The organism is Pedobacter aquae, assembly GCF_008195825.1.
In the GTDB taxonomy this organism is placed as follows: domain Bacteria; phylum Bacteroidota; class Bacteroidia; order Sphingobacteriales; family Sphingobacteriaceae; genus Pseudopedobacter; species Pseudopedobacter aquae.
Genome location: NZ_CP043329.1, coordinates 1,934,014 through 1,959,624, shown reverse-complemented (window position 1 = coordinate 1,959,624; position 25,611 = coordinate 1,934,014). Strand labels below are relative to the sequence as shown.

Sequence of the window (25,611 nt, the reverse complement as noted above, 5' to 3'; positions counted from 1 at the left end):
AATTTTGCTTAAAGCTTTTTAATGAACCAACAAACAAAAAGCTTTAGCCAATCTGTTCGGGGTAAAATTATTATAGCAGCATTTTTTGCTTGTATTGCTTTAGGCCTAGCTTGGGCTACCAGTAAGTATGCATTTAACAAAATGCTAGGTTCTTTTGAGGATGTAGCCAAACCCGGCGAACGTTTAAGATTGGTAAATGAGCTTACGTTCAAAATCATTAGTCTTGATCAATTACAAAAAGCACAGGCTTTAAATAACCCAGGCGATTACAGTATCTTTCTGGAAGAAACAAAGCAATTAAGTTTAGGTATTGATAGCCTTAGCAAACTTTACGCTAATGATTCTTTACAGCTTAGCCGCATAAAATCTATGAATGCGCTGCTAAAAGAAAGAGACCGTTTGTTTATCAATTACCTTAAAGTAAGAGAAGGTTTGCTTAATAACAATTCTTTTTCTAATCAAGTGGCAGAGTTAAACGCTTTGGTTGATGAATCATCTAAAGATTTGGATAGTTTGGTCTTGCGTTCAGAAAAAAGAACATTAATCACTACCATTAAAAATAATGATGAAAATAAGCTATCCGAAGGACCTAAAACCTTCTTTGGTAAGCTCTTCAGTAAAAAAAAGGATGATAAGAATAATCAGTCTTTCAATATCATGAATGAGGAGCTTAATGTTAAAGTGGATACAGTAGCTTTGTCTCGTCAAGATAGTATCATCCAAAATGTAGAAAGAACTATTAGGCAGCTAGAAGAAGTTCAACGTAAAAAAAGCGAAGTTTTTATCAATAGGGAAGCCATTTTAGCCAGTACTAGCGATTTACTCATCAATAAAATGCTAACTGTATTACGTGAGGTAGAAAGCGAAGCTGTGAAGCAAATAGAAATCAACAATAAAGAAGCCCGCGAAGTTGTAAATGATAGCATTAAGCAAATCAGCATCATCATTATTGTGTTTTTCTTGGTTACCGTTATCTTGCTTTATTTTATCCTGTCAGATATCGCTAAAAGCAACCAATACCGTAAAGATTTAGAGTTAGCTAAAGAAGAGGCAGAATATCATAGCTTAGCCAAACAACGCTTTTTGTCTAACATGAGCCATGAGATTAGAACACCTTTACAAGCAATCATCGGATATTCTGAACTTATTAGAAAACAAGAAAATCCTCGTAAAAAAGATATTGAGGCTATTTATCATTCATCAGAACATTTAATGCAAATTGTAAATGAGGTATTAGATTATAACCGTATTGTATCAGGAAAGCTTACTTTCTCTCATGAAGTTTTTAATATGCAAAAACTTTTAACCGAGGTGCTTTCTGTGATGCACTTACAAGCAGAGAAAAAGGAACTTAAAATTGTTCAGGATTTTGATATTGACGATGACTTATGGGTAGAAGGTGATGCTTTTAGGCTCAAACAAATTCTTTATAATTTGTTAAGTAACGCCATAAAATTTACCCATGTGGGGATGGTGAGCATTGCCGTATCTTACAAGAAACAAGCTGATGATGTGCATTTTATGTTTGTTATTGAAGATACTGGAATTGGGATGACTAAAGATGAAGTTAGACTTATTTTTAATGAGTTTGAACAAGCCAACAACCCCGAAAATAAGGAGATGAACAGGGCAGGCGCAGGTTTAGGTTTAAGCATTGTTAAAGCATTAGTAGAAAGCCAAGAAGGGAGAATACATGTAAAAAGTAGCCCCGCAAAAGGTAGTTCTTTTACGGTTTATCTAAAATTCAGGCAAGTCCATCAGCCTCAAGAAGAAGGCTTATTAGGGGTAAAAAATAATCTGCTATCAACTGCTTTCAAGGGTAAAGTTTGGATAGTAGATGATGACCAATTTATTTTAGATTTATGTGCTTTAATTTTTGATAACTATCAAATAGCTTATGAATGTTTTTCATCGCCTGAAGAGGCTTTAAAAACAGAACTTACCAATGATGTTAAATTTATTTTTTTAGATATGCGTATGCCGGGGATGAACGGTATTACCCTTTGTAAAAAATTAAAAGAGAAAATTCAACATCCCGATGTGTTGATATACGCTTTAACAGCGCAAGTTTTACCAGAAGAAACCGTACAAGTTTTAAATAGTGGTTTTGATGGTTTGCTTATGAAACCTTTTAAAGAAGAACAATTACTTTCTATGCTGATAAATGGTAGTGTAAATACTGTTGAAGAGGAAAATCAAACTCATCCAGAATTTGATTTAACTGCGCTAGAGAAAATGACTTTTGGTGATTGGCAACAAACTTTAAATATTTTAAATCGATTCATAGAAGATTCTCATCAAGATATTAAAATTTTAGAAGGCAATATCAAAAAGCAAAAATTAGAAGAGGTTAGTTTAGTAGTTCATCGTATTGCTGGGCGTGTTGCACAAGTAGGGGCAAAGCCTTTAGCGGCTTTATTTAGAGAGCAGGAACTACTTTTGCAGGATGCTAAGCTATGGAATGAAAGTTTTGATGAAACGCTTATTGGCCTTATAAAAAAGTTAAATTTATTGATGAACCAGATAGCAAGGCTGAAAGCATAAAAACTTAATTTTTTAAGCCCATAAAACTATGTTTGATGGCATAAAAGTTTAACAAGCAAAAACCACAAAACAACAGCGTATGAAAGGGCAATAATCCGAAATCCTGATAGATAAAAGACATCATCATCCCGCTAAGGAAGTAAAAAGCCAAGAAAAGTTCTATATAAAATGATTTCGGTAAACTTTTCTTGATATAGATGTTATGGGTAAAACCTTCTTTTTTATTGTTGATATTGAATTTTGGTGTCCTGATAAAATCAGATTTAAACCCAAAAATACCTTCTAAAACAGCTATTGCGTTATGGAAACTCATGGCCATAGAGAATGATAGAAAAACAGGGAAAAGCTTCAAGAAGTTTATAAAACTTGTTTTTTTAGAAAAATAAGAGGTGGTGTAGAAAATGGTAACAATGATAAATCCGCCAACAAAAACGGTCATCAAATTAAAATACAACATATCAACCAGATGCAGGTTCTTAATAACCAAAATAGGTAAGCTTAAAATACTTGCTATAAACACCAGTAAAAAAGCATAAGCGTTAAGCAAGTGTAAAGAACCAAAAATTTTACGGCTAAGATTTTCATCAGATTGCCAAATCTGCGAAAGCATTTTTTTTGAGGTTTCTATAGCGCCTTTTGTCCAGCGGTGTTGTTGAGATTTATAAGCATTAAGTTCCATTGGGAGCTCTGCCGGAGTGCCAAACGCTTCTGCATACTTAAATTTCCAGCCTTTTAGTTGTGCTCTATAGCTTAAATCCAGATCTTCTGTTAAGGTATCATGTTGCCAGCCGCCAGCTTCCACAATACAGTTTTTACGCCATATACCAGCTGTACCATTAAAGTTGATGAATAAATTTTGCTTATTTCTTCCTGTTTGTTCAACCGTAAAATGGCCATCTAAGCCAAAGCTTTGAATTTTTGTTAATAAAGAATAATCTTCGTTTAAGTGCTCCCATTTACTTTGTACCATACCCAGTTGGGCTTCTTGAAAATAAGGGACAAGCTTTTGCAAAAAGTCTTGTGGAGGCACAAAATCGGCATCAAAAATAGCTATCAATTCTCCTGAAGCTTGTTCTAAACCGTATTGTAAAGCTCCGGCTTTAAAGCCTATATTTTTTGTTCTGGTAATATGTTTAATATTAAAACCAGCAGCTTGTTGCTCTTTTACCAATTGAGCTGTTAGGGCAAGAGAATCGTCATTAGAATCATCTAATACCTGTATTTCTAGTAGTTCTTTTGGGTAATCTAGCTCGCAAACGCTGTGTATCAATCGTTTTACAACGTAAAGCTCATTAAACAAAGGTAATTGTATGGTTACTTTAGGTTGATGATGCCATGATAAAGCTTTAACCTCTTTTTTTGATGATTTGATGTAGTAATAAATCAAAAAAGCTTGTCCAATACTAAATATAAAAATAGCCAATAAGCAAAAAGCATAAATGATTAAGATAGAATACTGTAGAAACATTTTGCTTTATAGATTTTTAAAAATCATCCAAATAATTTTATAGCCCGCCAATATAACACCTTTTACGGTTCCAGAAACTTTGCTAACGCCAATTCTTTTACGGTATTTAACGGGCACTTCCATACATCTTAAACCTTGTTTGGCGGCTTTAATCTGCATCTCAACCGTCCAGCCGTAGGTTTTGTCTTGCATATTAATTTGCTGCAAATGTAACCATGTTATGGCTCTAAATGGTCCTAAGTCTGTAAATTTAACTCCATAAAACCACTTGATTAATTTTGTTGCCAGCCAATTACCAAACTCTTGCGGAATGGTCATAGAGTTTTTTTCTTTTACGCCTAAAGCTCTAGAACCAATTACTAAATCGGCTTTATTGTTTAAAATCGGATTGATGATATCAGGAATTTCTTCCGGGTAATCAGAAAAATCACCATCTAAAAAAACAACTATATCTTGGGGTTTAATATGATTACTCAAGAAATCTATACCTTTTAAACAGGCATATCCGTAGCCTGGTCTAGGTTCATCAACAACAATGGCACCAGCCATTTCTGCTTGTATTTTAGTGTTGTCTTTAGAATTATTATTAACTACAACAACAGTTTTAACCAGTTCTTTGGGTATAGCTTGTACAACTTTAGCTATAGATTGCTCTTCATTATATGCCGGAATAATTACATATACATCAATATTGGGTTGCGATAATTTCTCTGGCATGTATCTCTTAAATATTTTTAATTCAATGATATTTCAATAAGAAAAGCTAGATTAAATATTTTAAAATATATTTAACTTTTATTAAACTAATCTTTAGATTAGAATAAATTAAACCTTTTCCTCAAAATTACTAACAATTACGTTGGCAGGTATAGAAAAGTTTTAGGATGGCATAAAAATAAACCCCTGTGTTTTAATTTTTAATTTTTGGGATCTGTTCATGTTCAAGCGTAGGCTACTGTTTTTCTACTTTCTATTTTTTTTAATAGCCGTATCTTCAGCCAGTAAGGCTCAAAATATTTCTAATGAGGGTACTTCTTTTTGGTTATGTTTCCCAGCGCATGTGCCTTCGGGTGGTAGTTTGGCAAATATTTCAGTTTTTGTTACGTCTAAAAGTAATAGTTCCGGAAAAGTTCAGTGTGGTACTTTTTCTAAAGATTTTAGTGTAGCCGCTAATACCATAACAGAAGTTGTTTTGCCTAGAGATATCTCTTATATAGGTGAAGGGACAAGTGTTTTTAGTAATAAAGGGATAAAAGTAACTGTAGACCCTGGCAAGCCTAAAATAGTTGTTTATGGGCATATTTTTGCAGGAGCAAGATCTGCTGCAACATTAGTGCTTCCTAATGAAGCATTAGGGCAAAAGTATCATGCTATGGCTTACACACAATCTACAATAGATCGTGGTTTATCTCAACTTAATGTAGTTGCTGTTGAAGCCAATACAACCGTTAATATTACGCCGGTTTTAGATGGCATCAAACAAAGTACTTTTCAGGTCGTATTACCTAATATTGGTGATGTTTATCAATACCAAAATCCTCAGGATGTTACCGGAACTTTGATTGAAGTAGACAAAACCATTTCTAATTGTAAAAAAATCGCAGTTTTTTCGGGTAGTTCAGCTATCATTATAAGTAGTCCATTTTGTATCGTCACCAATGATACATCACTTGATCCTTTATTGCAGCAGCTTTATCCAATAGAAAGCTGGGGTGTTAATTTTAGTATGGTTCCCTTTTATGATAGAGACTCGGGTAGTATTTATCGTATTCTAGCTTCTGAGAATAATACAAATGTTAATTTATTAGGAACAACGATTACTTTAAATGCTGGTGAATATTATACTACAGCGCCTGTAACATCATTTTCTTTCATTACTGCAGACAAAAAATATCAGTAGCTCAATATGCTTTAACGCAAATATGTGCCGACTCTAGAAATGGTATACGTTCTCCTGCTAGAACCAGTGACCCAGATATGGTATTGCTTAATCCTTTAGAATACAGTATAGATAGAATAACCTTGTATTCATCAACTAAGCTAAACATAGCAGAGCAATTTTTAAATATCACTATACCTACATCAAAAGTATCCTCATTTAAACTAAATAATCAGGATTTTTCTAATCGTTTTACCGCTTTCCCAAGTAAGCCAGAGTTTTCTTATGCACAAATATTACTTCATCAAATAGGTGGAAGTAGTTTTAGCCTATCCGCAGATACAGGTTTTAATGCGATAGCCTATGGCTTCGGTAACTATGAATCTTATGCTTATTCTGCAGGAACAAGTTTGGCATCTAATATCAATGTATCGGCACTTAAAAGTGGTACAAACCAAGCCGTAAAAATTGCCTGTGTGAGTGATACGTATGATTTTAAGCTGGCTTTACCTTATAGAACAACTAAGTTGGTATGGAAATTAGAAGCTTCTGATACAGAAATTGTACAAAACAATCCAGAGCCTATTATCATTAATTCTGGGAATAAGGTTCTGTATGAATATCGATTATCCTCACAAAAGAATTTTTCATCCTCCGGAGTTAAAAAGATTATCATTACCTCTACAACTCCACCTGGAGCAAATATTTGTTCTACTACAGATGAAGAAGTCATCGAGTTTGATTTTGAGGTGATAGATTTACCTGTTCCCGAGTTTACATTTCCGGCAGCTACTTGTCTAGGTACTCCGGCTAATTTTACTTATGTAGAGAAAAATATTGGAGAGCCTGTTAATAGTTGGATTTGGGATTTTGGTGATGGAAGTACCTCTACCTTGCAAAATCCATCACATATTTATGCTCGTCCAGGAAATTATAAAGTAAAATTAGTTCTGAAAAGTATTATTGGTTGTTTGTCTAATGTTTTAGAGAAAACTGTTTTTATTGCTGCACCACAAGTTTCTAAAATAGGTGTAGCGTCTCCTCTTTGTGTAAATACCAATATCAGTTTTAGAGATGAAAGTACCTCACAAGATGGAAATATTATAGCTTGGGAGTGGGATTTTGGAGATAATACAACAATAAGTACTTTACAAAACCCTTCTCATCTTTTCGCAGTTGCCGGAACTTATAATGTTAAGTTAACCACTACAACTTCTTTCAATTGTAAAAATACCATAACCAGAAGCTTTGTAATTAATAATCCTGCTGAAATTACTTTTGATGACCCTGGTTCTTGTGTGAATGATTTTGTAGGTTTTAAGGCTAAAGTTTTAACAGGCAGTGTAACATCTTGGTTTTGGAATTTTGGAGATGGTAGCAATGATGTTTCTCAAAACACCAAAGCAGAGCCTGTACATAAATATAATGCAGCAGGGCAATATACGGTAACCCTAACAGCTATTTCTACAGAAGGTTGTAACGCTGTTTTTTCTAGGGTGATTAAAATAAGTGGCGCTAACCCTCAGCCAATTTTTGAAGTTATGGATGCTACCGGATTATGTAGCAATAAAGAAGTCTTTTTTAAAAATAAAAGCACCATTCCTTTTGGTAATATCACCAAAATAGAATGGTTTTTCCAATATAACGGCGTTTCTTCTGTACCAGATTTGGTTGATGTGAACCCACAATTTGAGGAAATATATAGTTTCAAATATCCTAAAAATCATTTAGCAACAAATTATAGAGTAGTATTAAGAGCCTACTCTGGTTCGGTTTGTTTCCAACAATCTTTACCAACAAATGTAACTGTTAATGGCAGTCCGTCTTTAAGTTTTCTTGCTCCTGCAGAGCTTTGTTTAAATAATTTCAGGGTTCTTTTAAATGGGAAAGACATTAATAGTATAGCTGGAACAGGAAAGTACGTGGGTAAAGGAGTTGTGGACGGTGTGTATTTTGACCCTGTGGTAGCCGGTGTAGGGAATCATGAAATTGTATATTCTTTTTTAACTCCAAGAGGTTGTGCCGATACAGTGAAACAAACCATAAGAGTTTTAGATGTTCCTGAGGTAGACGCTGGCGAAGATTTAAACATCTTATTAGCAGGAGAAAAACAAATACAAGCTAAAATCATAAAAGGCGAAAATCTTACCTACAAATGGTCTCCTTCTATAGGGTTAAGTGATGATAAAATATTAAACCCTATTGCATCGCCTAAAGAAACAACAAAATACATTTTAACGGTGAGCTCGCCACAAGGTTGTTATGTAGCAGATGAAGTATTAGTGGCCGTTTATCAAGATCCAAATATTCCTAATGCATTTAGTCCTAATGGCGATGGTTATAATGATACTTGGGTGATTAAATATTTAGAATCTTTTGTTAGTGCATCTATCAAAATTTTTAACAGGTATGGGCAAGTGGTTTTTGAGGCTCAACAATATAACACTCCTTGGAATGGTAGGTTTAATGGGGTTGATGTCCCGGTTGGGGTTTATTATTACATCATCGAACCTAATAATGGGCGCAATAGGTATACAGGTTCTATAACATTGATAAGATAATGAAGATAGTTAAGCTGTTAATCTTATTGATGGTGTTAAATGTTGTGGTTATAGCACAACAGAGACCTCATTATACACAATATTTGCAAAATATGCAGGTTATAAACCCTGCTGTTACTGGGATGTTTAGAGCTTTAGAAATTAGAGGAGGAGTTAGAAATCAATGGTTAGGTTTAGAAAGCTCGCCAAAAACCAGTTATCTCACCATTTCAACTCCCATAAATTTTGATCGTGATATGCTTATTGCCGGCTCTGCTGATTATGGTGTAGATGAAATAGGTACTAGGTCTGATAAAAACAGCTACCTATCTTCAGAAAATCATCACGGGCTTGGTGCAACTATTTTGAATGACCAAACAGGTTCTTTTGGTAGGGCAAGTATCAACTTAACTTATGCTTATCATCTAGCTTTGGGCGATATTGCTAATTTATCCGTAGGTGTTGGTGGTGGCGTTGGCCGGATAAGTCTTCATGCTAATGAACTTAATTTTGAAGACCCTTTTGAGCCAGCTTTAGCAGAAGGCAGTACCGTTAAATGGATTCCTGATGTAAATGTTGGCGTTTATTTATATGCGCATCAATTCTTTTTAGGAGCATCTATGCAACAGGTGATGAAGCAAAAACTAGTTTTTAATAGTAATTACGAAGATGGTTTAGAGGTAAGTCATTACTTTATTAACGGTGGATACAGGTTTTGGGTAACAGAAGATCTTTCTTTTACACCTTCAGTTATGTTTAAGTATATAAAGCCTTTACCTGTTGGTATAGACTTTAATTTAAGAATGAGTTACAGAAATAATTTTTGGTTAGGAGGCTCGTATCGTAAAAAGGATTCTTTTTCTGCTATTATGGGTTTTACCATTAGTAAAACTTTAGATGCAGGTTATGCTTATGATATAACCAGGTCCTCTTTAAATGCAGTTTCTAATGGTACACATGAAATTGTGATAGGTTTAAAGCTTTAAACCTATCACAATTTATTTATAATTCTTTTCTTAGTCTAGCAACTGGTATCCCCATTTGCTCGCGGTATTTAGCTACGGTTCTTCTGGCAATGTTATAGCCTTTATCTTTTAAAATTTCAGTTAGTTTTTCATCTGCTAAAGGCTTTCTTTTATCCTCATTACCAATACACTCTTCCAAAATTTTCTTAACCTCTTTGTTAGAAACTTCTTCTCCACTTTCCGTTTGTATAGCTTCAGAAAAGAATGATTTTAATAAGTAAGTTCCAAACTCTGTTTGTACATATTTAGAGTTAGCTACCCTAGAAACCGTTGAAATATCCATGCCTATTTTATCTGCTATATCTTTTAAAATCATAGGTTTTAAATAGCGTTCATCCCCATCAGAAAGAAAGTATTCATATTGGTAATGCATAATAGCATTCATGGTTTTAAGCAGGGTTTGTTGTCTTTGCTTAATAGCATCTATAAACCACTTGGCAGAGTCTAACTTTTGTTTTACAAAATGAACTGCTTCTTTTAGTTTTTTATCTTTTTCTGAAGTTTTTTCATAATGCTGAAACATTTCTTGGTAAGATTTACTAACCCTAAGTTCCGGAGCATTTTTAGAATTCAACGTAAGGGTTAAAACGCCATCATTTTTAGTGATATGAAAATCCGGAATTACTTGCATTTGTTTCAAGTTAGAAACTCCAGAATCTCCAGGTTTTGGGTTTAATTTTAAAATCTCATTGATAACTTCTTTTAACTCTTCTGAAGTTAAGCTTAAAGATTTTTCTAATCTATCGTAGTGCTTTTTTGTAAATTCATCCAAATAATTCTCAACAATATTGATAGCTATTTGAATGGTTTTTAAAGAAGTGTCCTTTTTTCTGAGCTGTATGAGTAGACATTCTTGTAAATCTCTAGCACCTACACCTGGTGGGTCAAAGTTCTGGATAACCTTTAACATTTCCTCGGCCTCTTCATCTTCTGCCATTACACTTTGAGAAAAAGCTAAATCATCTATTAAAGAAGGTATAGGCCTTCTCAGGTAACCATCATCATCTAAACTTCCTATAATTTGTTGTGCAATTAAATATTCTTTATCCTCTAAAGGAATTAAATCTAATTGAGCTTGTAAATTTTCAAAAAAAGTATTGTTTATAGCTATTGGAAGCTCTTTTTTCTCTTCTTCATCATCGTTGCTATCATACCTGTTTCCATATTCATTGAGGTTATCATCTTGAAGGTAATCATCAACATTAAACTCGGCTAAATCATCACCGGAATCCTCGCCTCTAAAGTCATCATCAGGGTCTTTATCAGGATATTCCTCAATAGGGTCATTCATATCAGCCAAGCTAATATCCTCTAAAGCAGGGTTTTCTTCTAATTCTTCTTTAATTCTAGTGTCTAGCGCAACGGTTGGCACTTGTAACAGTTTGATAAACTGTATTTGCTGAGGAGATAGTTTTTGTAATAATTTTTGTTGAAGATTCTGTTTAAGCATAATAGTGTATCAGAAATAGCAAAGTTAAACAAAGCTGCTTAATATTAACAGCACTAGTTTAAGCATATTTTATGGATATTTTGTTCGATAAATTTCGGTGGTATTTAATTTTTTTCTAATTTCATTTCTTATTAATAACAAAACTAAAACCAAAATCTATGGGGATAATTAAAGAATTTAGAGAATTTGCTATAAAAGGTAACGTAATTGATTTAGCAGTAGGGGTTGTAATAGGTGCAGCTTTTGGAAAAATTGTAAGCTCATTGGTAGATGATGTGATTACACCAGCTATATTAACACCTGCTTTAACAGCTGCAAATTTAACAGAGCTTAACCAATTGGTAATACCTGGTACCGCTATAAAGTATGGTAACTTTTTATCAGAAGTTTTAGCATTTGTGATTGTGGCGTTTGTGCTTTTTATTCTTATTAAAGGCGTAAATAGAATCAATAAAAGGATAAAGAAGCAGAGGCTGTAGTACCGCCAGTACCAAGTAAGGAAGAATTATTACTGTCAGAAATTAGAGATATTTTAAAAGCAAAATAAAAGGACTTAAGCTTAAATGTTTATCAAAGCCTAAATTTTATTTATTTCTAATTTGGTTTTGATTTATAGAAAAACAAGTCTATATTTGCACTCTTATTTTATAGAGCGAAATTATTATTATATATAATCATGAAAAGAACATTCCAGCCTTCTCAAAGAAAAAGAAGAAACAAGCATGGTTTCAGAGAAAGAATGTCTACTGCAAACGGTAGAAGAGTATTAGCGTCTAGAAGAGCTAAAGGCAGAAAAAGATTAACAGTTTCTGACGAGCGTCGTCATAAAGCATAATTTTAATTGCGTTCATTACCTTTATAAGGTGAATGTATAATCCGATGTCTCTATATTTTAAATCGGGTTTAATGCAATGAAAAATTTCCAACTTACAAAAGAAGAACGATTGTGTAGCAAAAAGCTTTTAACAGAGCTTTTTAACAATGGTTCTTCTTTTTTATTTTATCCTTTTAGGATAACTTGGTTAATCAATCAAACGCCTCAGAAATATCCTGCACAAATTGTAATCTCTGTACCAAAAAGGAGGTTTAAAAAAAGTGTTGATAGAAATCTCATCAAAAGGAGAATAAAAGAAGCTTATAGATTACAAAAAGCCACTAGCTTATATCCTTTTTTAGAAAATCAGCAAAAGCAGGTTTTAGTAGCATTTAATTATGTTGGTAAAGAGATATTAGATTATCAATACCTTTATGAAAAACTTTCTTTGGCGCTTTTAAACCTAGAAAAGCAAATGGTTAAGTAATGGGTTTTATCAAACAAATATTTTCATTTTTGTTTTTATTGCTGATAAGGCTTTATCAATATTTGCTTTCTCCTTTATTTGGCGCATCATGTAGATTTACACCCACCTGTTCTCAATACGGGGTTGAGTCCATTAAAAAGCATGGTCCATTTAAAGGGATGTGGTTAACTTTAAATAGAATTAGAAAATGCCACCCTTGGGGCGGCCATGGGCATGATCCAGTACCTTAAACCATATGGCACTTATCCTACATATAGAAACAGCTACTACAACTTGTTCTGTAGCTTTAGCAGAAAACGGTGTATTTATAGATAAAATAGAACGTACAGAAGCTAATATTCATGCTGCATCTTTAACTGTTTTTATTGATGAATTGCTGAAAAAGACGCAAAGAAGTTTTAAAGAACTTAAAGCTGTTGCCGTAAGTATGGGGCCCGGTTCTTATACTGGTTTAAGGATAGGTGTTTCTACCGCAAAGGGTTTATGTTTTGCTTTGGATATTCCTTTAATAGCCATTAATACTTTAACCGCAATGGCTAATGGTTTTATTAAAAAGTGTTATTCTGTAAATGGAAACACTGTTTTTTGTCCTATGATAGACGCCAGAAGAATGGAAGTTTATACTGCTTTTTACAACAAAGAGGTAGAAGTATTAAAAGCTACGGAAGCTGTAATTGTAGATGAAAATTCTTTTAAAGCTATTTTAGACACTTATATTGTTTACTTTTTTGGTGATGGAGCGCCTAAATGTGAAGAGGTTTTAGCTACGCATATCAATACCAGAGTAATGGATGACTTTACCAATTCTGCTCAGGATTTAATAGAACCAGCTTATGAGAAGTTTAAAGAAGCTGTTTTTGAAGACATAGCCTATTTTGAGCCATATTATTTAAAGGACTACGTGGCCGGAAAGAAAAAAGCTTAATTTCTTCTTTTATTAGCTTTCTTAGTGTTTTTTGCGGCTTCTTTTCTAACAGCTTTTCTTTCTTTATTGCTCAATCTGTACACAAAACCTGTTTCTGCATCGTTTAAACCATCAATAAAATCTGCCATTCCATCGCTTTGAACTTTTCTACCAAACTTAATATTAAGTCCCATAAAAATATTCATTTGGGTAGGGCTTCTGCCAATATTGGCATCTTTATTAAGCATGCCTTTTGTGAAATAATAACTTGGTAAAAGCTTTTCAGAGCCTAAATACAGCTCGGTAGTAAGAGATTGTAACATCACCAAGCCACCAAATTGCAATCCGTTAGGTTTATCATATTGAGCATTAAGAGCAAAATTAAAAGCACCGGTTCTAAAATTATTTACCAAGGCTAACTGGGTGCCACGACCATCAAAATATTGGGTAGCTACAAAAACGGGTTTGTATAAGCCAAATTCTTTGGAGGCAGCAATTTGTAAATGAGCAGGTAAAAAGCTGGTGAATTTACCTAAATGAGCTCCAGTGGCAATCATTCTATTAAGATTTGTTCTGATGTTACCATTGGGTATCAAAGTATCTATTTTAGTAGGAGTTAATGTATCACTAAAAGTTGAGCTTACCGCATTTTTATTCCACCTGATAAAGCCTAAGTCTTTCAAATGTGCAGTTACATACATGCCATTTTTAAAAGCATAAGAACTTCCTAAAGTTATGGCCATCCCTGGGTTTTTAAAGTTGGGTAAAAGGTTTTTAATCTCTACAGAATCTGTACCTAAGTTAGATTGATAAGAGCCATTAAAGTATGCTTCATAACCTTTTGTTAATAGCCTTATGGCCGATTCTTTAATATCAATTTGATGATAAGTTGCGCCACTTAAGAAGCTTAACTTAGCACCGAAAGCGAGTTTTTCATTATAATTCTCTCGGTAAGTTAAGCCAAATTGCCAAAAAGATTGATTAAGTGCTGTGCTATTAAAAACATCAGCATAAGGGCTATTAAAATTTTTATAGCTATCTAAAAATGCAAAGGTAGAGTTAGGTACTAAAGCATTGCCAATATTTCTAAATTGTATTGATGCGCCAATTTCTCTTTGATACTTAATACTCTTGAATAATTTAAACATGGCTAAGTAGTAATTTACATTACCCGTTAGTTCATTTTGTTTGTTAGCCCCTAATAAAGGACCGCCTTTTATACTGTCTCGGTTAAAAATAAAAGCCTTTAAGCTAGGCTCTATATCTCCCTTAAAACGTAATTGTGTGCTAAAAGATGATAATAAAAAGCTTACTGCATATTTGTTACTTACTTCAGGAACAAAGGCAGTATTTACAGGGTTTTCAAAAGAATCAAATACAGTTTTAGAATGTATAAGAGATGTTTCTTGAGCTTTAACTACAAGATGGGCAAACACTAGAAAGCTTAAAAATACCCAAATTCTCATGATTAAATTTATCTAAAAATAAGGGTTAAATAAAGTTTATTTTAATAAGGAGTCTAAAAGTAAAGAATCTGCTTGAGGGTTTACATCTTCCAATTCTGGAACTTTACTCATATACAAATTGGTAAAAAATTTATCCTTATCAGCGCTAAATTGTATAGATATACCGTAAACATTCTTCCAACCAAACTCTTCACCTTTAAACTGTTTGTTTGCTTTACTGCTTAAATAAGATTTTACTACAGCTTTAGCATTGCTATTATGTAAGAAGTAAAAGATGTTTCCTTGGTTAGATAAGTACTGTTGAAACTGCAAATTCTTATCTGTTCTGCTTAAGAAATCTTGCTCTTCGTAGTTTTTTAGGAAGCCATTTAAAGCCTGCATATTATTAGAAACCAATAAATGATTTTCTATAATAGCATAATAAGGTCTTCTAAAGCCTTTGAAAGGATCTCCTAAATGGTAATAGAGTAAATCAGAATCATCAAACCTTGATATTTTTGAGTTGATAGAAGTACTGATAGTTGATAGTATGAAAGATAATCTTCCGGTATTGGTAGTTTTAATGATGCCTATTTTATTGCCCGATGCTACTTGGATACATCCAAACTCTTTCCCTAATACAACTGGGAATTCTTTTTCGATATTGATAGAATGCGTTTCAGAAATATTCTGAAGTTGGCTTTTTCTCTTTCCAATTTCTTTTCTCTTCTCAAATAAGGTATTCAAATCATTTTGAAAAGTTTGTTGATTGGAAACGAGGTAAAAAAGGTAAGAAGCGGCATCAAAAGGAACTAAATCTAATAAGGTGCATTTTCCCGATTGTTGCTTTAAAAATAAAGCAGGATAACTGCCTTTTTGTTCTAGCTCTGTAATGCCACTAAACATAAAAGCATTTTTTTGGTAATTGATGTTTAAGCTAGAAAATGCTGGAAAGGTTTTTAAATTCTCTGTTTCTGCGGGTTTATCTTTTTTAGAGAAGCCAGCTAAGAAAGAAGCTAAATTTGGGTAATTGATATATAGGTTAGCAATAGCGTTCTTATTTCTTACCGAGCTAAAGCTCTCGCCTTTAAAGAATTTTTGTTTTTTATTTGAGCTTTCTAAAACTGCTTTTTGAACAAGATTTTCATTGAAACTACCTATCCAAACAGTTTTTGCTAAAGTGAAGTAGAATTTGCTTTGGTTATTAAAAGTAAGCGTATAAAGTGTTGTTTTATCTAGCAGTTTTTCTGTTACTTTAAACTTCTGTTTTAAATTATTGATGCCTTCTTGGCTAAGCTCTAGCTGTTTGTTCTTTAAAGGAGCAATAATCAAAACATCAGCTTGGTTTTTACTGGTTTGGTGAATAGAAAAGTAAAGCTCGGATGCAAATAAGGCTTCATTAAATCCGGCATCATCAATAAAAGTGTTTTTAAGGGCAGTTAAATGCTTCATGATATCTTCACCTAACACATCTTTAAAAAGTGTGAAATCTTTAAAAATATCATAGTAAGAAGATTCATTTTTATATTCGAAAATAAGAGAAGCATCAGCAGGTATTGCATTAAAAGCTTTTTCTGTGGTGCTTTCAGACGCGGAAATATTACTGAAATATAGCCATACGGCAGCAAAAACGGCAATTACAAGTACGCTTATCGTGATTATTATTTTTCTCATTTTATATTTCCTCTCAACAAAAATAGATTTTTGTATTGAAGCACCGAAAATTGATTGCATCTTTATTAAATTAGCGATTTACACTGCGGGTTTATGAACAAGAGAATTATCATCACAGCAGCTTTTTTTGGAGCTTTAGCCGTAATTTTAGGTGCCTTTGGCGCTCATGCATTAAAAAAAATAGTATCGGCACAAAGCTTAGATGTTTGGCACACTGCTGTTCAGTATCATTTCTATCATACTTTTGCATTACTATTTCTGAGCACTTTTGCTCGATATAAAAATGCGCTCATAAATTTTGCTTCTTATTGTTTTACAGGAGGTATTTTGCTGTTTAGCGGCTCTTTATATATCTTGTCTTTAAAAGATTATATGGGCTGGGCCGGCGCTTCTTTTCTTGGTCCGGTAACACCTGTTGGTGGCTTATTATTTATAATGGGTTGGTTAAGTTTATTGTTAGCAGCCTTAAGAGATAAATGATAGATTTTGATCATCATAATGCAAGAAAAACCTTATTTGCTGAGGTAATTTTGCCTTTGGCAATTCCTAAGCTTTACACTTACCGTGTTCCTTTTGAGCTAAATGACGAATTGGCTATAGGGAAGCGGGCAGTTGTACAATTTGGTAAAAGTAAGATTTATACAGCTATTATTGCTTCTATAACAGATAAAGCACCAATTGCCTACGAAGCTAAATACCTGATTGATATTATAGATGAGCATCCTATCATCACCCAAAAACAATTAAAACTTTGGGACTGGATTGCCGAATATTACTTGTGTTACACAGGCGAGGTTATGGCCGCCGCATTACCCTCAGCACTAAAATTGGCAAGCGAAACAAAAATTATTCTTAGCCATGAGGAAGGGTTAGACAAAAGTATCCTTAATGATAAAGAGTATCTTGTGGTAGACGCTCTTGAAATTCAGAATGAACTTACGCTGCAAGAAATTGCGAAAATACTAGGCCAGAAAACCATATTTCCTATCATAAAAAGTCTGCTAGATAAACGTATTGTTTTTATATCGGAAGAGATAAATGAAAAATTTAAGCCCAAAACCGTTAAAAATATTCGTTTAAATAGCTTTTATGAAGATAAAGAACATCTGAAAGCGCTATTTGAACTTCTTGAAAGGTCGCCTAAGCAATTAGATGCTTTATTAGCCTATTTAAAACTTCAAAAGGAACAAATAAAAATAACCAGAGCAGCCCTTACAGAAGCAAGCGGTGCTAGTGCAGCAGTTATAAAAGCTTTAATAGAAAAAGGTATTTTTGAGGTTAAGGAAGAAATCATCAGTCGTTTTAGTTTTGATGATGAAGAAAGTACAAATAATTTTAGTTTAAGCGAAGCGCAACAAAAAGCGTTTGATGAAATCAAGCAATCTTTTAAAGAGAAGCCGGTTACACTTTTGCATGGTATTACTTCATCTGGTAAAACACAGTTGTATATACGCTTAATGGAAGAGTATTTAGCCTTAGGCAAACAAGTACTTTATCTACTTCCCGAAATTGCTTTAACAGCACAAATTGTAGAACGATTAAAGTTCCATTTCGGAAATCAAATTGTGGTTTATCACAGTAAATTTAATGATAATGAAAGGGCAGAAATTTGGCAGAAAGTTTTAAAGAATGAAGCTAAAATCATTTTAGGAGCTCGCTCGTCTTTATTTCTTCCCTTTGCAGATTTAGGTTTCCTCATTGTTGATGAAGAGCATGAAGCCAGCTACAAGCAATATGACCCAGCACCACGCTACCATGCCAGAGATGTTGCTATTGTTTTGGCCAATATTTATCAAGCAAAAGTTTTATTAGGTTCTGCAACGCCATCTTTAGAAAGCTATTTTAATGCTACTACTCAGCAAAAGTATGGCTTGGTTAGGTTAGATGTTCGCTATAGCGGAGTTAACCTACCAGAAATAGAAGTGGTGAGTATCACTGAAGAAAAGGCTCGGAAAACCATCAAAGAAAATTTTACCAGCGTACTTTTAGATCGTATACAGGAAGCTATAAAAGTAAAAGAGCAAGTTATTTTATTCCAGAATAGGAGAGGCTATGTACCCATCTTAATTTGCAAAACTTGTGGTAATACACCAAAATGTATCAATTGCGATGTAAGCTTAACCTATCATAAGGCCTCGGGGAAATTACATTGCCATTATTGCGGTTATAGGGAAGATAATATTTCTGAATGTCCGGCTTGCGGTTCTAAACATATAGAATATAAAGGCTTAGGTACAGAAAAGGTAGAGGATGATTTACGTGTGATGCTGCCTGATTTAAAAATTGGGCGTTTAGATTATGATACAACAAGAAATAAGAACGCTCATCAACATATCATTACAGATTTTGAAGAGAAGCGTTTAGATGTTTTAGTTGGTACCCAAATGGTAGCTAAAGGTTTAGATTTTGATAATGTTACAACCATAGGTGTTATCAATGCAGATAGTATGCTGCAATTTCCTGATTTTAGAGCTTACGAGCGTAGTTTTCAAATGTTGTCTCAAGTTGCAGGTAGGGCAGGAAGAAGAGAGAAGCAAGGGAAAGTGATTATCCAAACTTATGATACTAAAAACCGTGTCATCCAACAAATTGTGAATAACGATTATGAGGCTATGTATAGACATGAGATTTTAGAACGAAAGCAATTTAAGTATCCGCCATTTTACCGTTTAATTCATATCGATATCAAGCACAAAGATTTTGCTAAAACCCAACAAATAGCAGAAGGTCTTGCAAGAGAATTAAAGAAAACTTTGGGTGATTTGGTTATTGGACCTCAAACTCCGCTTATTGGACGTATACGCAACTATTATATCCAAACCATTATTCTTAAGATAGATTTGCAGCATCAATCTATACCTAAAATTAAAGAATATCTAAAAAGAGAAATTGGCAATTTTGAGGCTAATAAACTCAATAAAGGAAGCTATCTAGTTGTAAATGTAGACCCTTATTGACGACCAAAATTATACTGTAAACTTAGCATACTTAAGGGCAAATTATTGAATCCCCATCTTCTAAAGTTAGCAATAGATGTAGTTCTATTACCATCATTAAGCGTTTTAGTTTCTTTATCATTAGAAAAAAGAATGTCTAAGCCTGCTTCTGCACTTAAAGTAAACATTGCTTTGTATAAATTTACTTTAACACCTAAAAATGGATGTATAAGTGCGCCATTTTTCTCAACTATAACATCATACAGCAAAGCGTTATTATTAGCACTGTTGGCAGTGCCATCAAAATATATTTTCCTGTAGCCTAAGTCTAAGCCATAATAGGGTTGTACCACTCCATAGATTAAACTACGCTCAAAACCGGCTTTTAAATTAAAATCAGAAAAGTTACCTGTTACAGCTTCACAATCATGACAAATATTTTTAAAAGAATAATTACTATTTGCATATTTAGAGCCGATAAATCTGTAACTGATTTGATTGTCGTTAAATTTAAAAACAAAGCCGTTTAAATACGAAGAACGGTAACTGTTAGTACCCCTAACTTCGTTCATCAATCTAGGAAAATCACCATAATTTGCTGCTTTTATACCAAAGCTATAAGAGTAGTTATTTTGCGATTGTGAAAAAGCTTGACTATAAAATAAGATACCTAAAGTTAAGATTAGTATTTTCTTCATTTTTTTGAGCTCAAAAATTTTACAAGTATATAATTTATTTTCCTCTTCCCTGCAATACTATAATAATTGTATACAGCAATATCTTTAAATCTAATGCCAAAGACCTGTTTTCGACATAAATTATATCAAATGTTAATCTTTTTACCATTTGCTCAACATTTTCTGCGTAGCCAAATTTTACTTGTCCCCAAGAAGTAATACCTGGCAATACTTTATGCAGATAATGATAATGAGGTGCTTCTTTTTCTATTTCATGAATATAATAAGCTCTTTCTGGTCTGGGCCCTACCAAAGCCATATCTCCTTTTAAAATATTAATAAACTGCGGAAGCTCATCTAATCTAGTTTTCCTTAGAATTTTACCAATTCTAGTAACTCTTGGGTCATTAGATTTAGATAGAGAAGGACCATTTTTCTCTGCATCTACAAACATTGTCCTAAACTTATAGATATTAAACGGCTTTCCGTCTTTGCCAATTCTTTCTTGTTGATAAATGCCAGGGCCTTTACTATCTAATTTAATTAAAACATAAATGACTAAAAATACTGGCGAAAAGAGGGTAAGTACTGTTATAGCAATACTATAATCTAGTATCTTTTTAAGGCTTCTTTGCCAAAAAGGCATATTATCTGGGTGTAGCGTTATCAGCGGAATAGAAAACAAATAGTTAAGCTTAACAAAACCAGAGATGATGTCATAAATATCAGGTATGATATTTATGATAACCTCTGTTTGTTCTAATTGGCTTAAAATATTCTTTAGTTGATGATGTTGCTTACTTTCTATAGCAATGATAACTTCTTCTACTTCTTGGTCTTTAATGAGTTGATGGATTTCATCAAAGCTACCCAGTTTTGGAAGATTTATAGCTGGCGAATCTAACGTTCCGTCATTAAGGTAAACATAGCCAATAAATTTAAAACCTAATTTTTTAGGTTGAGATTGAATTTCTTCGAGCAGTTGTTTGGCTTTAACATTGTTGCCAATTAAAATTGTATTAAATCCTATACTTCCTTTCTGAATTTGTCTCTTTATCCAGGTTAGAAATAATAATCGGCAAAAGCCAACAATTAATAAGTGGCAAAGGCCAAAGTTTAAAAATTCCTCTAAATAGACGCTGAATAAATTACTGTCTTTAATAGTTGTAAATAACCAAATGTAAAATAAGGTGATGATGATAGATTGGTTAAATGTTCTAATAAGCTCTTTAAATCTTGATTTTCTAGTAAACTGCGCATAAGTACCAGTAAAGGCATAAAGCAGAACTAATAGAATAAAGGTGATAAAGACTAGAAAAAGATTCTCCTTCAGGATGCTTTTTGTGCTAAATAGAAAAAAGAGTGCAGCAAGTAAATCAACACAAATAAAAGTATAAGTTTTTTTGTTTAAACATTGATGTTCTGTTACTTGTATATTTTTATGATGATGAACTGCTGGTAAAGCTAATAAAATTGCTTTAAATTCGATTTCAGATTCTATTTTTGTAGCAAAATGGGATATAAATTTGTAGATAATTACCGCGAAAAGGGGGCAAGAAAGAAGCTAGTAGAAGAGCTTAAGCAAAAAGGGATTTCTGATGAACAGGTACTAAAAGCTATTGGTGCTGTAAAAAGACATTATTTCTTTGATGAAACTTTCTGGAACCAAGCTTATTTAGATAAAGCTTTCCCAATTGGCGAAGGGCAAACTATTTCTAACCCCTATACTGTAGCTTACCAAAGTGAATTATTACATATTAAAAAAGGAGATAAAGTTTTAGAGATTGGTACTGGCTGTGGGTATCAAACCTGTGTTTTGTTAGAGTTAGGGGCCAAGGTTTATACCATAGAAAGACAAGAAAAACTATACGAAAGAACAAGACAAGTATTGCCTCATATTGGTTATCAGGCAGAGTTTTTTCTTGGAGATGGCTCTAAAGGTATTGCAGAACATGCCCCTTACGATAAGATTATTGTAACAGCAGGCGCACCTTTAGTTCCACAAATATTATTAAAGCAGTTAAAAATAGGAGGTATTTTAGTCATACCCGTAGGGGATGAAAAAAGCCAAAAAATGGTAACTGTTTTGCGTGTTTCAGAAAATGATTTCGATAAAATTGTATTGGATACTTTCAGATTTGTGCCCTTATTAGGAGACCAAGCTTGGTAAAATAGCGCTATTTAAGATGCCTAACCTAAAAACTCCCGATAGCTATCGGAACTAAACACTAGACCCTAACCACCTAACAAACTAGAACCTAACAAACTAACCACCTAGATCCTAACCACCTAACAAACTAACCAACTAACCACTAACAAACTAACCACCTAGATCCTAACCACCTAGATCCTAACCACCTAACCACCTAGATCCTAACAAACTAACCACCTAGATCCTAACCACCTAACAAACTAACCACCTAGCACCTAACAAACTAACCACCTAAACATACTTCTTCTTCACCATATCTAATTCTCTCTTTACGTCTCTTTCTTTAATGGCATCACGTTTATCAAAAGCTTTTTTACCTTGGGCCAAGGCTATCTCCATTTTAGCAAAGCCTCTCTCGTTAATAAAAATACGTAAGGGTATAATGGTAAGACCTTTATCTTCTCCTTTAACCAATAATTTTTTGATTTCCTTTTTATTGAGTAAAAGTTTTCGGTCTCTTTTAGCTTCATGATTGTAAAAAGAACCGTGAGAATACTCGGCAATATCCATATTTCTCACATATAACTCGTTATTGATAAAAGAACAAAAAGAATCGCCAATATTTGCTTTCCCTTGTCTGATAGATTTAATCTCGGTACCTAAAAGTTTAATGCCAGCAACAAATTTTTCAAGAATGCTAAATTCAAAAGTAGCTTTCTTGTTTCTGATGTTTACACTGGATGTTATTTTATTAGACATGGCGCAAATATCGTGAAAAAATTGAGTAATTGAAGCTTTAACAGGGTTACTTTCCTAGTTAGTTTTTAAAATTTCAAGGAGTTTATCACTACTTAAATATTCAAACCACCGACTTTTAATAACGAAATTACTATCTAAAATAAGTATTACCGGAGGTGTAAATTGTTTTTCTCTAGCGCCAAGCAAAAGGGCCAGCTCATGAAATTGAGATTTTTTATGAAAAGTTTTACCATCAAAATGGATAGGTGTTTTAGTTTCTGCATCAAACTTAACTGCATAATAATGTAGGTTAATTTCTTTAATAACAGCAGCTTTAGAATAAACTTCTTTATCCATTTTTTTGCAGTATAAACACCAATCAGTATAAAAACTAATAATAACAGGTTTAGGCTTTACTTTTAAAGAATCATCTAGTTGCTCAAAACTCAGCCATGTAATTTCCTGAGCATTTCCAGACTTTATCACGCCTAAGCAAAAAAATACAACTAGCAAAAACCTCAGCATATTACAAACTCTTAAATTTCAAGCCTAAATAAAATGTTCTTGGTCTGGCTGGTCCGTAAACATAACCAGAGTCTCTGGTAGGGCCTGTGTCAAAGTCTTTCTGGAAACTATTAAATATATTTTGAACGCCTAAACTGCAATCTATCATCAAATTTTTAGCTTAAACTGATAAGTGTTTTTTAAATTTAATTCTAAAAAACTTGGGGTTGTAACCAGCTGTGGTAATCCATCAGCATTGATAACTCTAGCGGCAATCATATTTCCGGTATAAACTGCACTTGCATCAAAACTTAACTTTTGGGTAGCCTTATAATTACTATTAAAATAGCCGTAGCTACGTGGGGTTCTTAAAAACTCGGTAATACTTACATTGGTATTTGTTAAATCATCAGGATTATCATAAATAACCTGAGCATTGTTGTATGCGGTTTTTTGCCAAGTTCCGCCAGCTTGCAGGTTAAATTTAGCAGAAGGCACTATATTAAGCTCGAAATTTGCACCACTTACATAAGCGCCTTCTCCGTTACTTACTTCTTCTAAAATAGTTCCGTTTCCTAAAGAAGCACCTGTATTAATGGTAACAAATTGGTTTTTTAAAGTGGTGTAAAAACCTTCTGTAAGGAAACTCACTTGCGTATTACCCCAAGTACAAGCATAGCTTAAAGATGCCGTGAAAGCATCAGAAAATTCGGTTTTTAAGTTTTCTGATAATATCACAAATCTTTGCTCGCCGGCTACGGATGAAATGTGCATATCTTCATTAAAAGCTTGTGGCGCTCTAAAACCTCGGGCATAGCCGCCTCTAAACTGCCAGTCTTCATTAAATTTATACAAAAGCGTAAAACGCGGACTTAACACCCCTTTCCTAAGGTTCGAGTTACGGAAGATATTTTGCAAAGTATAATTTCCATTTACATGAGTAATATCATATCTACTTCCTAATAAAGCAGTGAGTTTATCGTTAGGTTTCCATTCGTATTGTGCATAAAAACCTAAAGTTGTTAAAGATTGATCTATAATCCTGTTATAGCCAGCAATCTCATCCTCAACTTGGTTATGTTGTACTTCTGCACCCATGACAAAAACCGAGGTGTTTTCAAGATTTTTGGTTAGCTGCAAGCCTCCTACAACAGAAATATCATCGGTAAAACCATAAGCATTATTAGCTCTGGTACTATCTGCCGCAGTATAACTACCTCCTAAACCACCGTAATAGCTGTTTCTGGTACCCTTTTGTGTTGATATATAAGCCGAATATTTGTTTTTATAATTTTTACTATACTGGTCAAAAGTTAAACCTCCTATTAAAATATTATGGTCTAGCTGCTCTGCAATATCAGTAAAATGTGGTGCAAGATTTAGGCGGTCTCCACCTCTTCTAAATTCCTTTATAGCGCTAAAATCTAGCGTAAGCCTACTTCTATCGGTAGGTTTTAAAAAAGCTTTGCCACCAAAGGTATTGTTCTCCATACGGGTAATTTCTGTGAAACCATCTGCGTTGGCATCAAAAGGAGAACGATTTCTAAACATCCCATAAAATGTAGCGCCACTTTTTAAATCTTCTGCGGCAATGCTACCATTAAAATTTATAACGTTGTCTGGTTCTCTTCCATTTATTAAGGCTATGTTAGAGCCTATTTCCCACGAATTTAGAACTGGATCTTTGGTAATGATATTGATAGTACCTGCAATAGCATTTGAACCAAAAAGTGCCGAGCCTCCGCTTCTTACCACTTCCACACGCTCTATCATACTGGTGGGTATTTGGTCTAGACCGTAAACGCTACTTAAAGCGCTAAAAATTGGCCTGCTATTGATTAAAACTTGGGAATATGCGCCCTCTAATCCGTTTAACCTTACTTGGGTAAAGCCGCAATTTTGACAATTGTTTTCTAACCTTACACCGGGTTGGTAATTTAAACCTTCTGATAAGCTTAAGGATTGTGTGGCATTAAAAAGTTTTGCACCAATGACGTTTACCACAACCGGGGCCTCTTTTCTTGATACGCCATATCTGGTAGCGCTTACAACCACTTCATTTAAGCCTAAATCATCGTTATGGAGCTGTATTTCTAAGTTTAGTTTTTCATCCGGTTTAACCGAAATAGATTTTTTATAATTTTTATAGCCCAATAAGCTTACGCTGATGATATGCTGTCCGGGTAAAACATCTGAAAATTGAAAAGTTCCCAAACTATCAGTTACCTGATAATTTAAGCTTTTATCTAGTTTAACAACCGCTTGTTTTACAGGCATACCTGAAGCGAAAACTCTTCCATAAATGTTAGCTTTTTGAGCTAAAAGCGCCATTGGCGATAAAAAAAATGATAGAATAAATAAATTTTTCATGTTA

General features: G+C 33.7%; 22 protein-coding genes and 1 pseudogene. 12 read left to right on the top strand and 11 right to left on the bottom strand.

Annotated features, from left to right (window positions below; all coding sequences use genetic code 11):
• Window positions 1-21 precede the first annotated feature (21 nt).
• Window positions 22-2,544 (top strand): ATP-binding response regulator, encoded by a 2,523-nt coding sequence (locus FYC62_RS08600; RefSeq protein ID WP_149074659.1) that lies wholly within the window; start codon window positions 22-24, stop codon window positions 2,542-2,544.
• A 4-nt stretch (window positions 2,545-2,548) separates the two neighbouring features.
• Here FYC62_RS08600 and FYC62_RS08595 read toward each other — a convergent pair whose 3' ends face one another.
• Window positions 2,549-4,012 (bottom strand): cellulose synthase family protein, encoded by a 1,464-nt coding sequence (locus FYC62_RS08595; protein WP_149074658.1) that lies wholly within the window; start codon window positions 4,010-4,012, stop codon window positions 2,549-2,551.
• Window positions 4,013-4,018: 6 nt separating this feature from the next.
• Complete coding sequence (locus FYC62_RS08590; protein WP_149074657.1) at window positions 4,019-4,729, bottom strand: glycosyltransferase family 2 protein; 711 nt, start codon at window positions 4,727-4,729, stop codon at window positions 4,019-4,021.
• Window positions 4,730-4,949: 220 nt separating this feature from the next.
• Between FYC62_RS08590 and FYC62_RS18155 the strand changes: the two are divergent.
• The 3 genes and pseudogenes from FYC62_RS18155 to FYC62_RS08575 form a co-directional block, all read left to right on the top strand.
• A pseudogene (locus FYC62_RS18155) lies at window positions 4,950-7,363 on the top strand (PKD domain-containing protein); the annotation flags it as partial.
• 69 nt (window positions 7,364-7,432) lie between these two features.
• Complete coding sequence (locus FYC62_RS18150; RefSeq protein ID WP_394348904.1) at window positions 7,433-8,452, top strand: gliding motility-associated C-terminal domain-containing protein; 1,020 nt, start codon at window positions 7,433-7,435, stop codon at window positions 8,450-8,452.
• Window positions 8,452-9,417, top strand: coding sequence for a PorP/SprF family type IX secretion system membrane protein (locus FYC62_RS08575; protein WP_149074654.1), 966 nt, complete (start codon window positions 8,452-8,454; stop codon window positions 9,415-9,417). The genes FYC62_RS18150 and FYC62_RS08575 overlap by 1 nt, the downstream gene beginning before the upstream one ends.
• Before the next feature lie 16 nt (window positions 9,418-9,433).
• On the opposite strand, the gene rpoN is transcribed toward FYC62_RS08575, so the two are convergent.
• Window positions 9,434-10,906 carry an RNA polymerase factor sigma-54 gene (rpoN, locus tag FYC62_RS08570; protein WP_149074653.1) on the bottom strand — a complete coding sequence of 491 codons (1,473 nt, stop codon included), beginning with the start codon at window positions 10,904-10,906 and terminating at the stop codon, window positions 9,434-9,436.
• Window positions 10,907-11,064: 158 nt separating this feature from the next.
• Between rpoN and mscL the strand changes: the two genes are divergently transcribed.
• The 5 genes from mscL to tsaB all read left to right on the top strand — a co-directional run bounded on the left by mscL (window position 11,065) and on the right by tsaB (window position 13,132).
• Window positions 11,065-11,385 carry a large conductance mechanosensitive channel protein MscL gene (gene mscL, locus FYC62_RS08565; RefSeq protein WP_317131475.1) on the top strand — a complete coding sequence of 107 codons (321 nt, stop codon included), beginning with the start codon at window positions 11,065-11,067 and terminating at the stop codon, window positions 11,383-11,385.
• Window positions 11,386-11,582: 197 nt separating this feature from the next.
• Window positions 11,583-11,741, top strand: a complete 159-nt coding sequence (rpmH, locus tag FYC62_RS08560) for a 50S ribosomal protein L34 (RefSeq protein WP_017258626.1) — start codon at window positions 11,583-11,585, stop codon at window positions 11,739-11,741.
• 76 nt (window positions 11,742-11,817) lie between these two features.
• Window positions 11,818-12,207 carry a ribonuclease P protein component gene (locus FYC62_RS08555; RefSeq protein ID WP_039447660.1) on the top strand — a complete coding sequence of 130 codons (390 nt, stop codon included), beginning with the start codon at window positions 11,818-11,820 and terminating at the stop codon, window positions 12,205-12,207.
• A complete protein-coding gene (gene yidD / locus FYC62_RS08550) occupies window positions 12,207-12,437 on the top strand; it encodes a membrane protein insertion efficiency factor YidD (protein WP_149074652.1) in 231 nt (76 codons plus the stop codon). Before FYC62_RS08555 ends, yidD begins: the two co-directional genes overlap by 1 nt.
• Before the next feature lie 5 nt (window positions 12,438-12,442).
• The gene (gene tsaB / locus FYC62_RS08545; RefSeq protein WP_149074651.1) at window positions 12,443-13,132 is read left to right on the top strand and encodes a tRNA (adenosine(37)-N6)-threonylcarbamoyltransferase complex dimerization subunit type 1 TsaB; all 690 of its coding nucleotides are present in this window, start codon (window positions 12,443-12,445) and stop codon (window positions 13,130-13,132) included.
• Here tsaB and FYC62_RS08540 read toward each other — a convergent pair.
• Both FYC62_RS08540 and FYC62_RS08535 read right to left on the bottom strand, forming a co-directional pair.
• Window positions 13,129-14,577, bottom strand: a complete 1,449-nt coding sequence (locus tag FYC62_RS08540; RefSeq protein ID WP_149074650.1) for a DUF5723 family protein — start codon at window positions 14,575-14,577, stop codon at window positions 13,129-13,131. The genes tsaB and FYC62_RS08540 overlap by 4 nt on opposite strands.
• A 36-nt stretch (window positions 14,578-14,613) precedes the next feature.
• Entirely contained in the window at window positions 14,614-16,230 is a 1,617-nt protein-coding gene (locus tag FYC62_RS08535) for a hypothetical protein (RefSeq protein ID WP_149074649.1), read from the bottom strand.
• Window positions 16,231-16,323: 93 nt separating this feature from the next.
• Between FYC62_RS08535 and FYC62_RS08530 the strand changes: the two genes are divergently transcribed.
• Both FYC62_RS08530 and priA read left to right on the top strand, forming a co-directional pair.
• Window positions 16,324-16,710, top strand: coding sequence for a DUF423 domain-containing protein (locus tag FYC62_RS08530; RefSeq protein ID WP_149074648.1), 387 nt, complete (start codon window positions 16,324-16,326; stop codon window positions 16,708-16,710).
• Window positions 16,707-19,187 carry a replication restart helicase PriA gene (gene priA, locus FYC62_RS08525; RefSeq protein WP_149074647.1) on the top strand — a complete coding sequence of 827 codons (2,481 nt, stop codon included), beginning with the start codon at window positions 16,707-16,709 and terminating at the stop codon, window positions 19,185-19,187. The genes FYC62_RS08530 and priA overlap by 4 nt, the downstream gene beginning before the upstream one ends.
• Here priA and FYC62_RS08520 read toward each other — a convergent pair.
• Window positions 19,181-19,864, bottom strand: a complete 684-nt coding sequence (locus FYC62_RS08520) for a hypothetical protein (protein WP_149074646.1) — start codon at window positions 19,862-19,864, stop codon at window positions 19,181-19,183. The genes priA and FYC62_RS08520 overlap by 7 nt on opposite strands.
• 34 nt (window positions 19,865-19,898) lie before the next feature.
• The gene (locus FYC62_RS08515; RefSeq protein WP_262713587.1) at window positions 19,899-21,230 is read right to left on the bottom strand and encodes a sugar transferase; all 1,332 of its coding nucleotides are present in this window, start codon (window positions 21,228-21,230) and stop codon (window positions 19,899-19,901) included.
• Between the two features lie 126 nt (window positions 21,231-21,356).
• On the opposite strand from FYC62_RS08515, the gene FYC62_RS08510 reads away from it, so the two are divergent.
• The gene (locus tag FYC62_RS08510; protein WP_149074644.1) at window positions 21,357-22,013 is read left to right on the top strand and encodes a protein-L-isoaspartate(D-aspartate) O-methyltransferase; all 657 of its coding nucleotides are present in this window, start codon (window positions 21,357-21,359) and stop codon (window positions 22,011-22,013) included.
• 273 nt (window positions 22,014-22,286) lie between these two features.
• Here FYC62_RS08510 and smpB read toward each other — a convergent pair whose 3' ends face one another.
• The 4 genes from smpB to FYC62_RS08495 are packed head-to-tail and all read right to left on the bottom strand — an operon-like array spanning window position 22,287 to window position 25,607.
• The gene (gene smpB, locus FYC62_RS08505; RefSeq protein ID WP_039447637.1) at window positions 22,287-22,754 is read right to left on the bottom strand and encodes an SsrA-binding protein SmpB; all 468 of its coding nucleotides are present in this window, start codon (window positions 22,752-22,754) and stop codon (window positions 22,287-22,289) included.
• Between the two features lie 54 nt (window positions 22,755-22,808).
• Window positions 22,809-23,219, bottom strand: a complete 411-nt coding sequence (locus tag FYC62_RS08500; RefSeq protein ID WP_205943697.1) for a thioredoxin family protein — start codon at window positions 23,217-23,219, stop codon at window positions 22,809-22,811.
• Window positions 23,220-23,259: 40 nt separating this feature from the next.
• Window positions 23,260-23,406 (bottom strand): TonB-dependent receptor, encoded by a 147-nt coding sequence (locus tag FYC62_RS17800; RefSeq protein WP_262713540.1) that lies wholly within the window; start codon window positions 23,404-23,406, stop codon window positions 23,260-23,262.
• Window positions 23,406-25,607 carry a TonB-dependent receptor gene (locus FYC62_RS08495; RefSeq protein WP_262713539.1) on the bottom strand — a complete coding sequence of 734 codons (2,202 nt, stop codon included), beginning with the start codon at window positions 25,605-25,607 and terminating at the stop codon, window positions 23,406-23,408. The genes FYC62_RS17800 and FYC62_RS08495 overlap by 1 nt, the downstream gene beginning before the upstream one ends.
• Window positions 25,608-25,611: the final 4 nt, after the last annotated feature.

What these genes read in the sequence shown, in the direction of transcription:
- FYC62_RS08600 (WP_149074659.1), top strand. Translation starts at nt 22, where the DNA reads ATGAACCAACAAACAAAAAGCTTTAGCCAATCTGTTCGGGGTAAAATT.
- FYC62_RS08595 (WP_149074658.1), bottom strand. Translation starts at nt 4,012, where the DNA reads ATGTTTCTACAGTATTCTATCTTAATCATTTATGCTTTTTGCTTATTG.
- FYC62_RS08590 (WP_149074657.1), bottom strand. Translation starts at nt 4,729, where the DNA reads ATGCCAGAGAAATTATCGCAACCCAATATTGATGTATATGTAATTATT.
- FYC62_RS18150 (WP_394348904.1), top strand. Translation starts at nt 7,433, where the DNA reads ATGGATGCTACCGGATTATGTAGCAATAAAGAAGTCTTTTTTAAAAAT.
- FYC62_RS08575 (WP_149074654.1), top strand. Translation starts at nt 8,452, where the DNA reads ATGAAGATAGTTAAGCTGTTAATCTTATTGATGGTGTTAAATGTTGTG.
- rpoN (WP_149074653.1), bottom strand. Translation starts at nt 10,906, where the DNA reads ATGCTTAAACAGAATCTTCAACAAAAATTATTACAAAAACTATCTCCT.
- mscL (WP_317131475.1), top strand. Translation starts at nt 11,065, where the DNA reads ATGGGGATAATTAAAGAATTTAGAGAATTTGCTATAAAAGGTAACGTA.
- rpmH (WP_017258626.1), top strand. Translation starts at nt 11,583, where the DNA reads ATGAAAAGAACATTCCAGCCTTCTCAAAGAAAAAGAAGAAACAAGCAT.
- FYC62_RS08555 (WP_039447660.1), top strand. Translation starts at nt 11,818, where the DNA reads ATGAAAAATTTCCAACTTACAAAAGAAGAACGATTGTGTAGCAAAAAG.
- yidD (WP_149074652.1), top strand. Translation starts at nt 12,207, where the DNA reads ATGGGTTTTATCAAACAAATATTTTCATTTTTGTTTTTATTGCTGATA.
- tsaB (WP_149074651.1), top strand. Translation starts at nt 12,443, where the DNA reads ATGGCACTTATCCTACATATAGAAACAGCTACTACAACTTGTTCTGTA.
- FYC62_RS08540 (WP_149074650.1), bottom strand. Translation starts at nt 14,577, where the DNA reads ATGAGAATTTGGGTATTTTTAAGCTTTCTAGTGTTTGCCCATCTTGTA.
- FYC62_RS08535 (WP_149074649.1), bottom strand. Translation starts at nt 16,230, where the DNA reads ATGAGAAAAATAATAATCACGATAAGCGTACTTGTAATTGCCGTTTTT.
- FYC62_RS08530 (WP_149074648.1), top strand. Translation starts at nt 16,324, where the DNA reads ATGAACAAGAGAATTATCATCACAGCAGCTTTTTTTGGAGCTTTAGCC.
- priA (WP_149074647.1), top strand. Translation starts at nt 16,707, where the DNA reads ATGATAGATTTTGATCATCATAATGCAAGAAAAACCTTATTTGCTGAG.
- FYC62_RS08520 (WP_149074646.1), bottom strand. Translation starts at nt 19,864, where the DNA reads ATGAAGAAAATACTAATCTTAACTTTAGGTATCTTATTTTATAGTCAA.
- FYC62_RS08510 (WP_149074644.1), top strand. Translation starts at nt 21,357, where the DNA reads ATGGGATATAAATTTGTAGATAATTACCGCGAAAAGGGGGCAAGAAAG.
- smpB (WP_039447637.1), bottom strand. Translation starts at nt 22,754, where the DNA reads ATGTCTAATAAAATAACATCCAGTGTAAACATCAGAAACAAGAAAGCT.
- FYC62_RS17800 (WP_262713540.1), bottom strand. Translation starts at nt 23,406, where the DNA reads ATGATAGATTGCAGTTTAGGCGTTCAAAATATATTTAATAGTTTCCAG.
- FYC62_RS08495 (WP_262713539.1), bottom strand. Translation starts at nt 25,607, where the DNA reads ATGAAAAATTTATTTATTCTATCATTTTTTTTATCGCCAATGGCGCTT.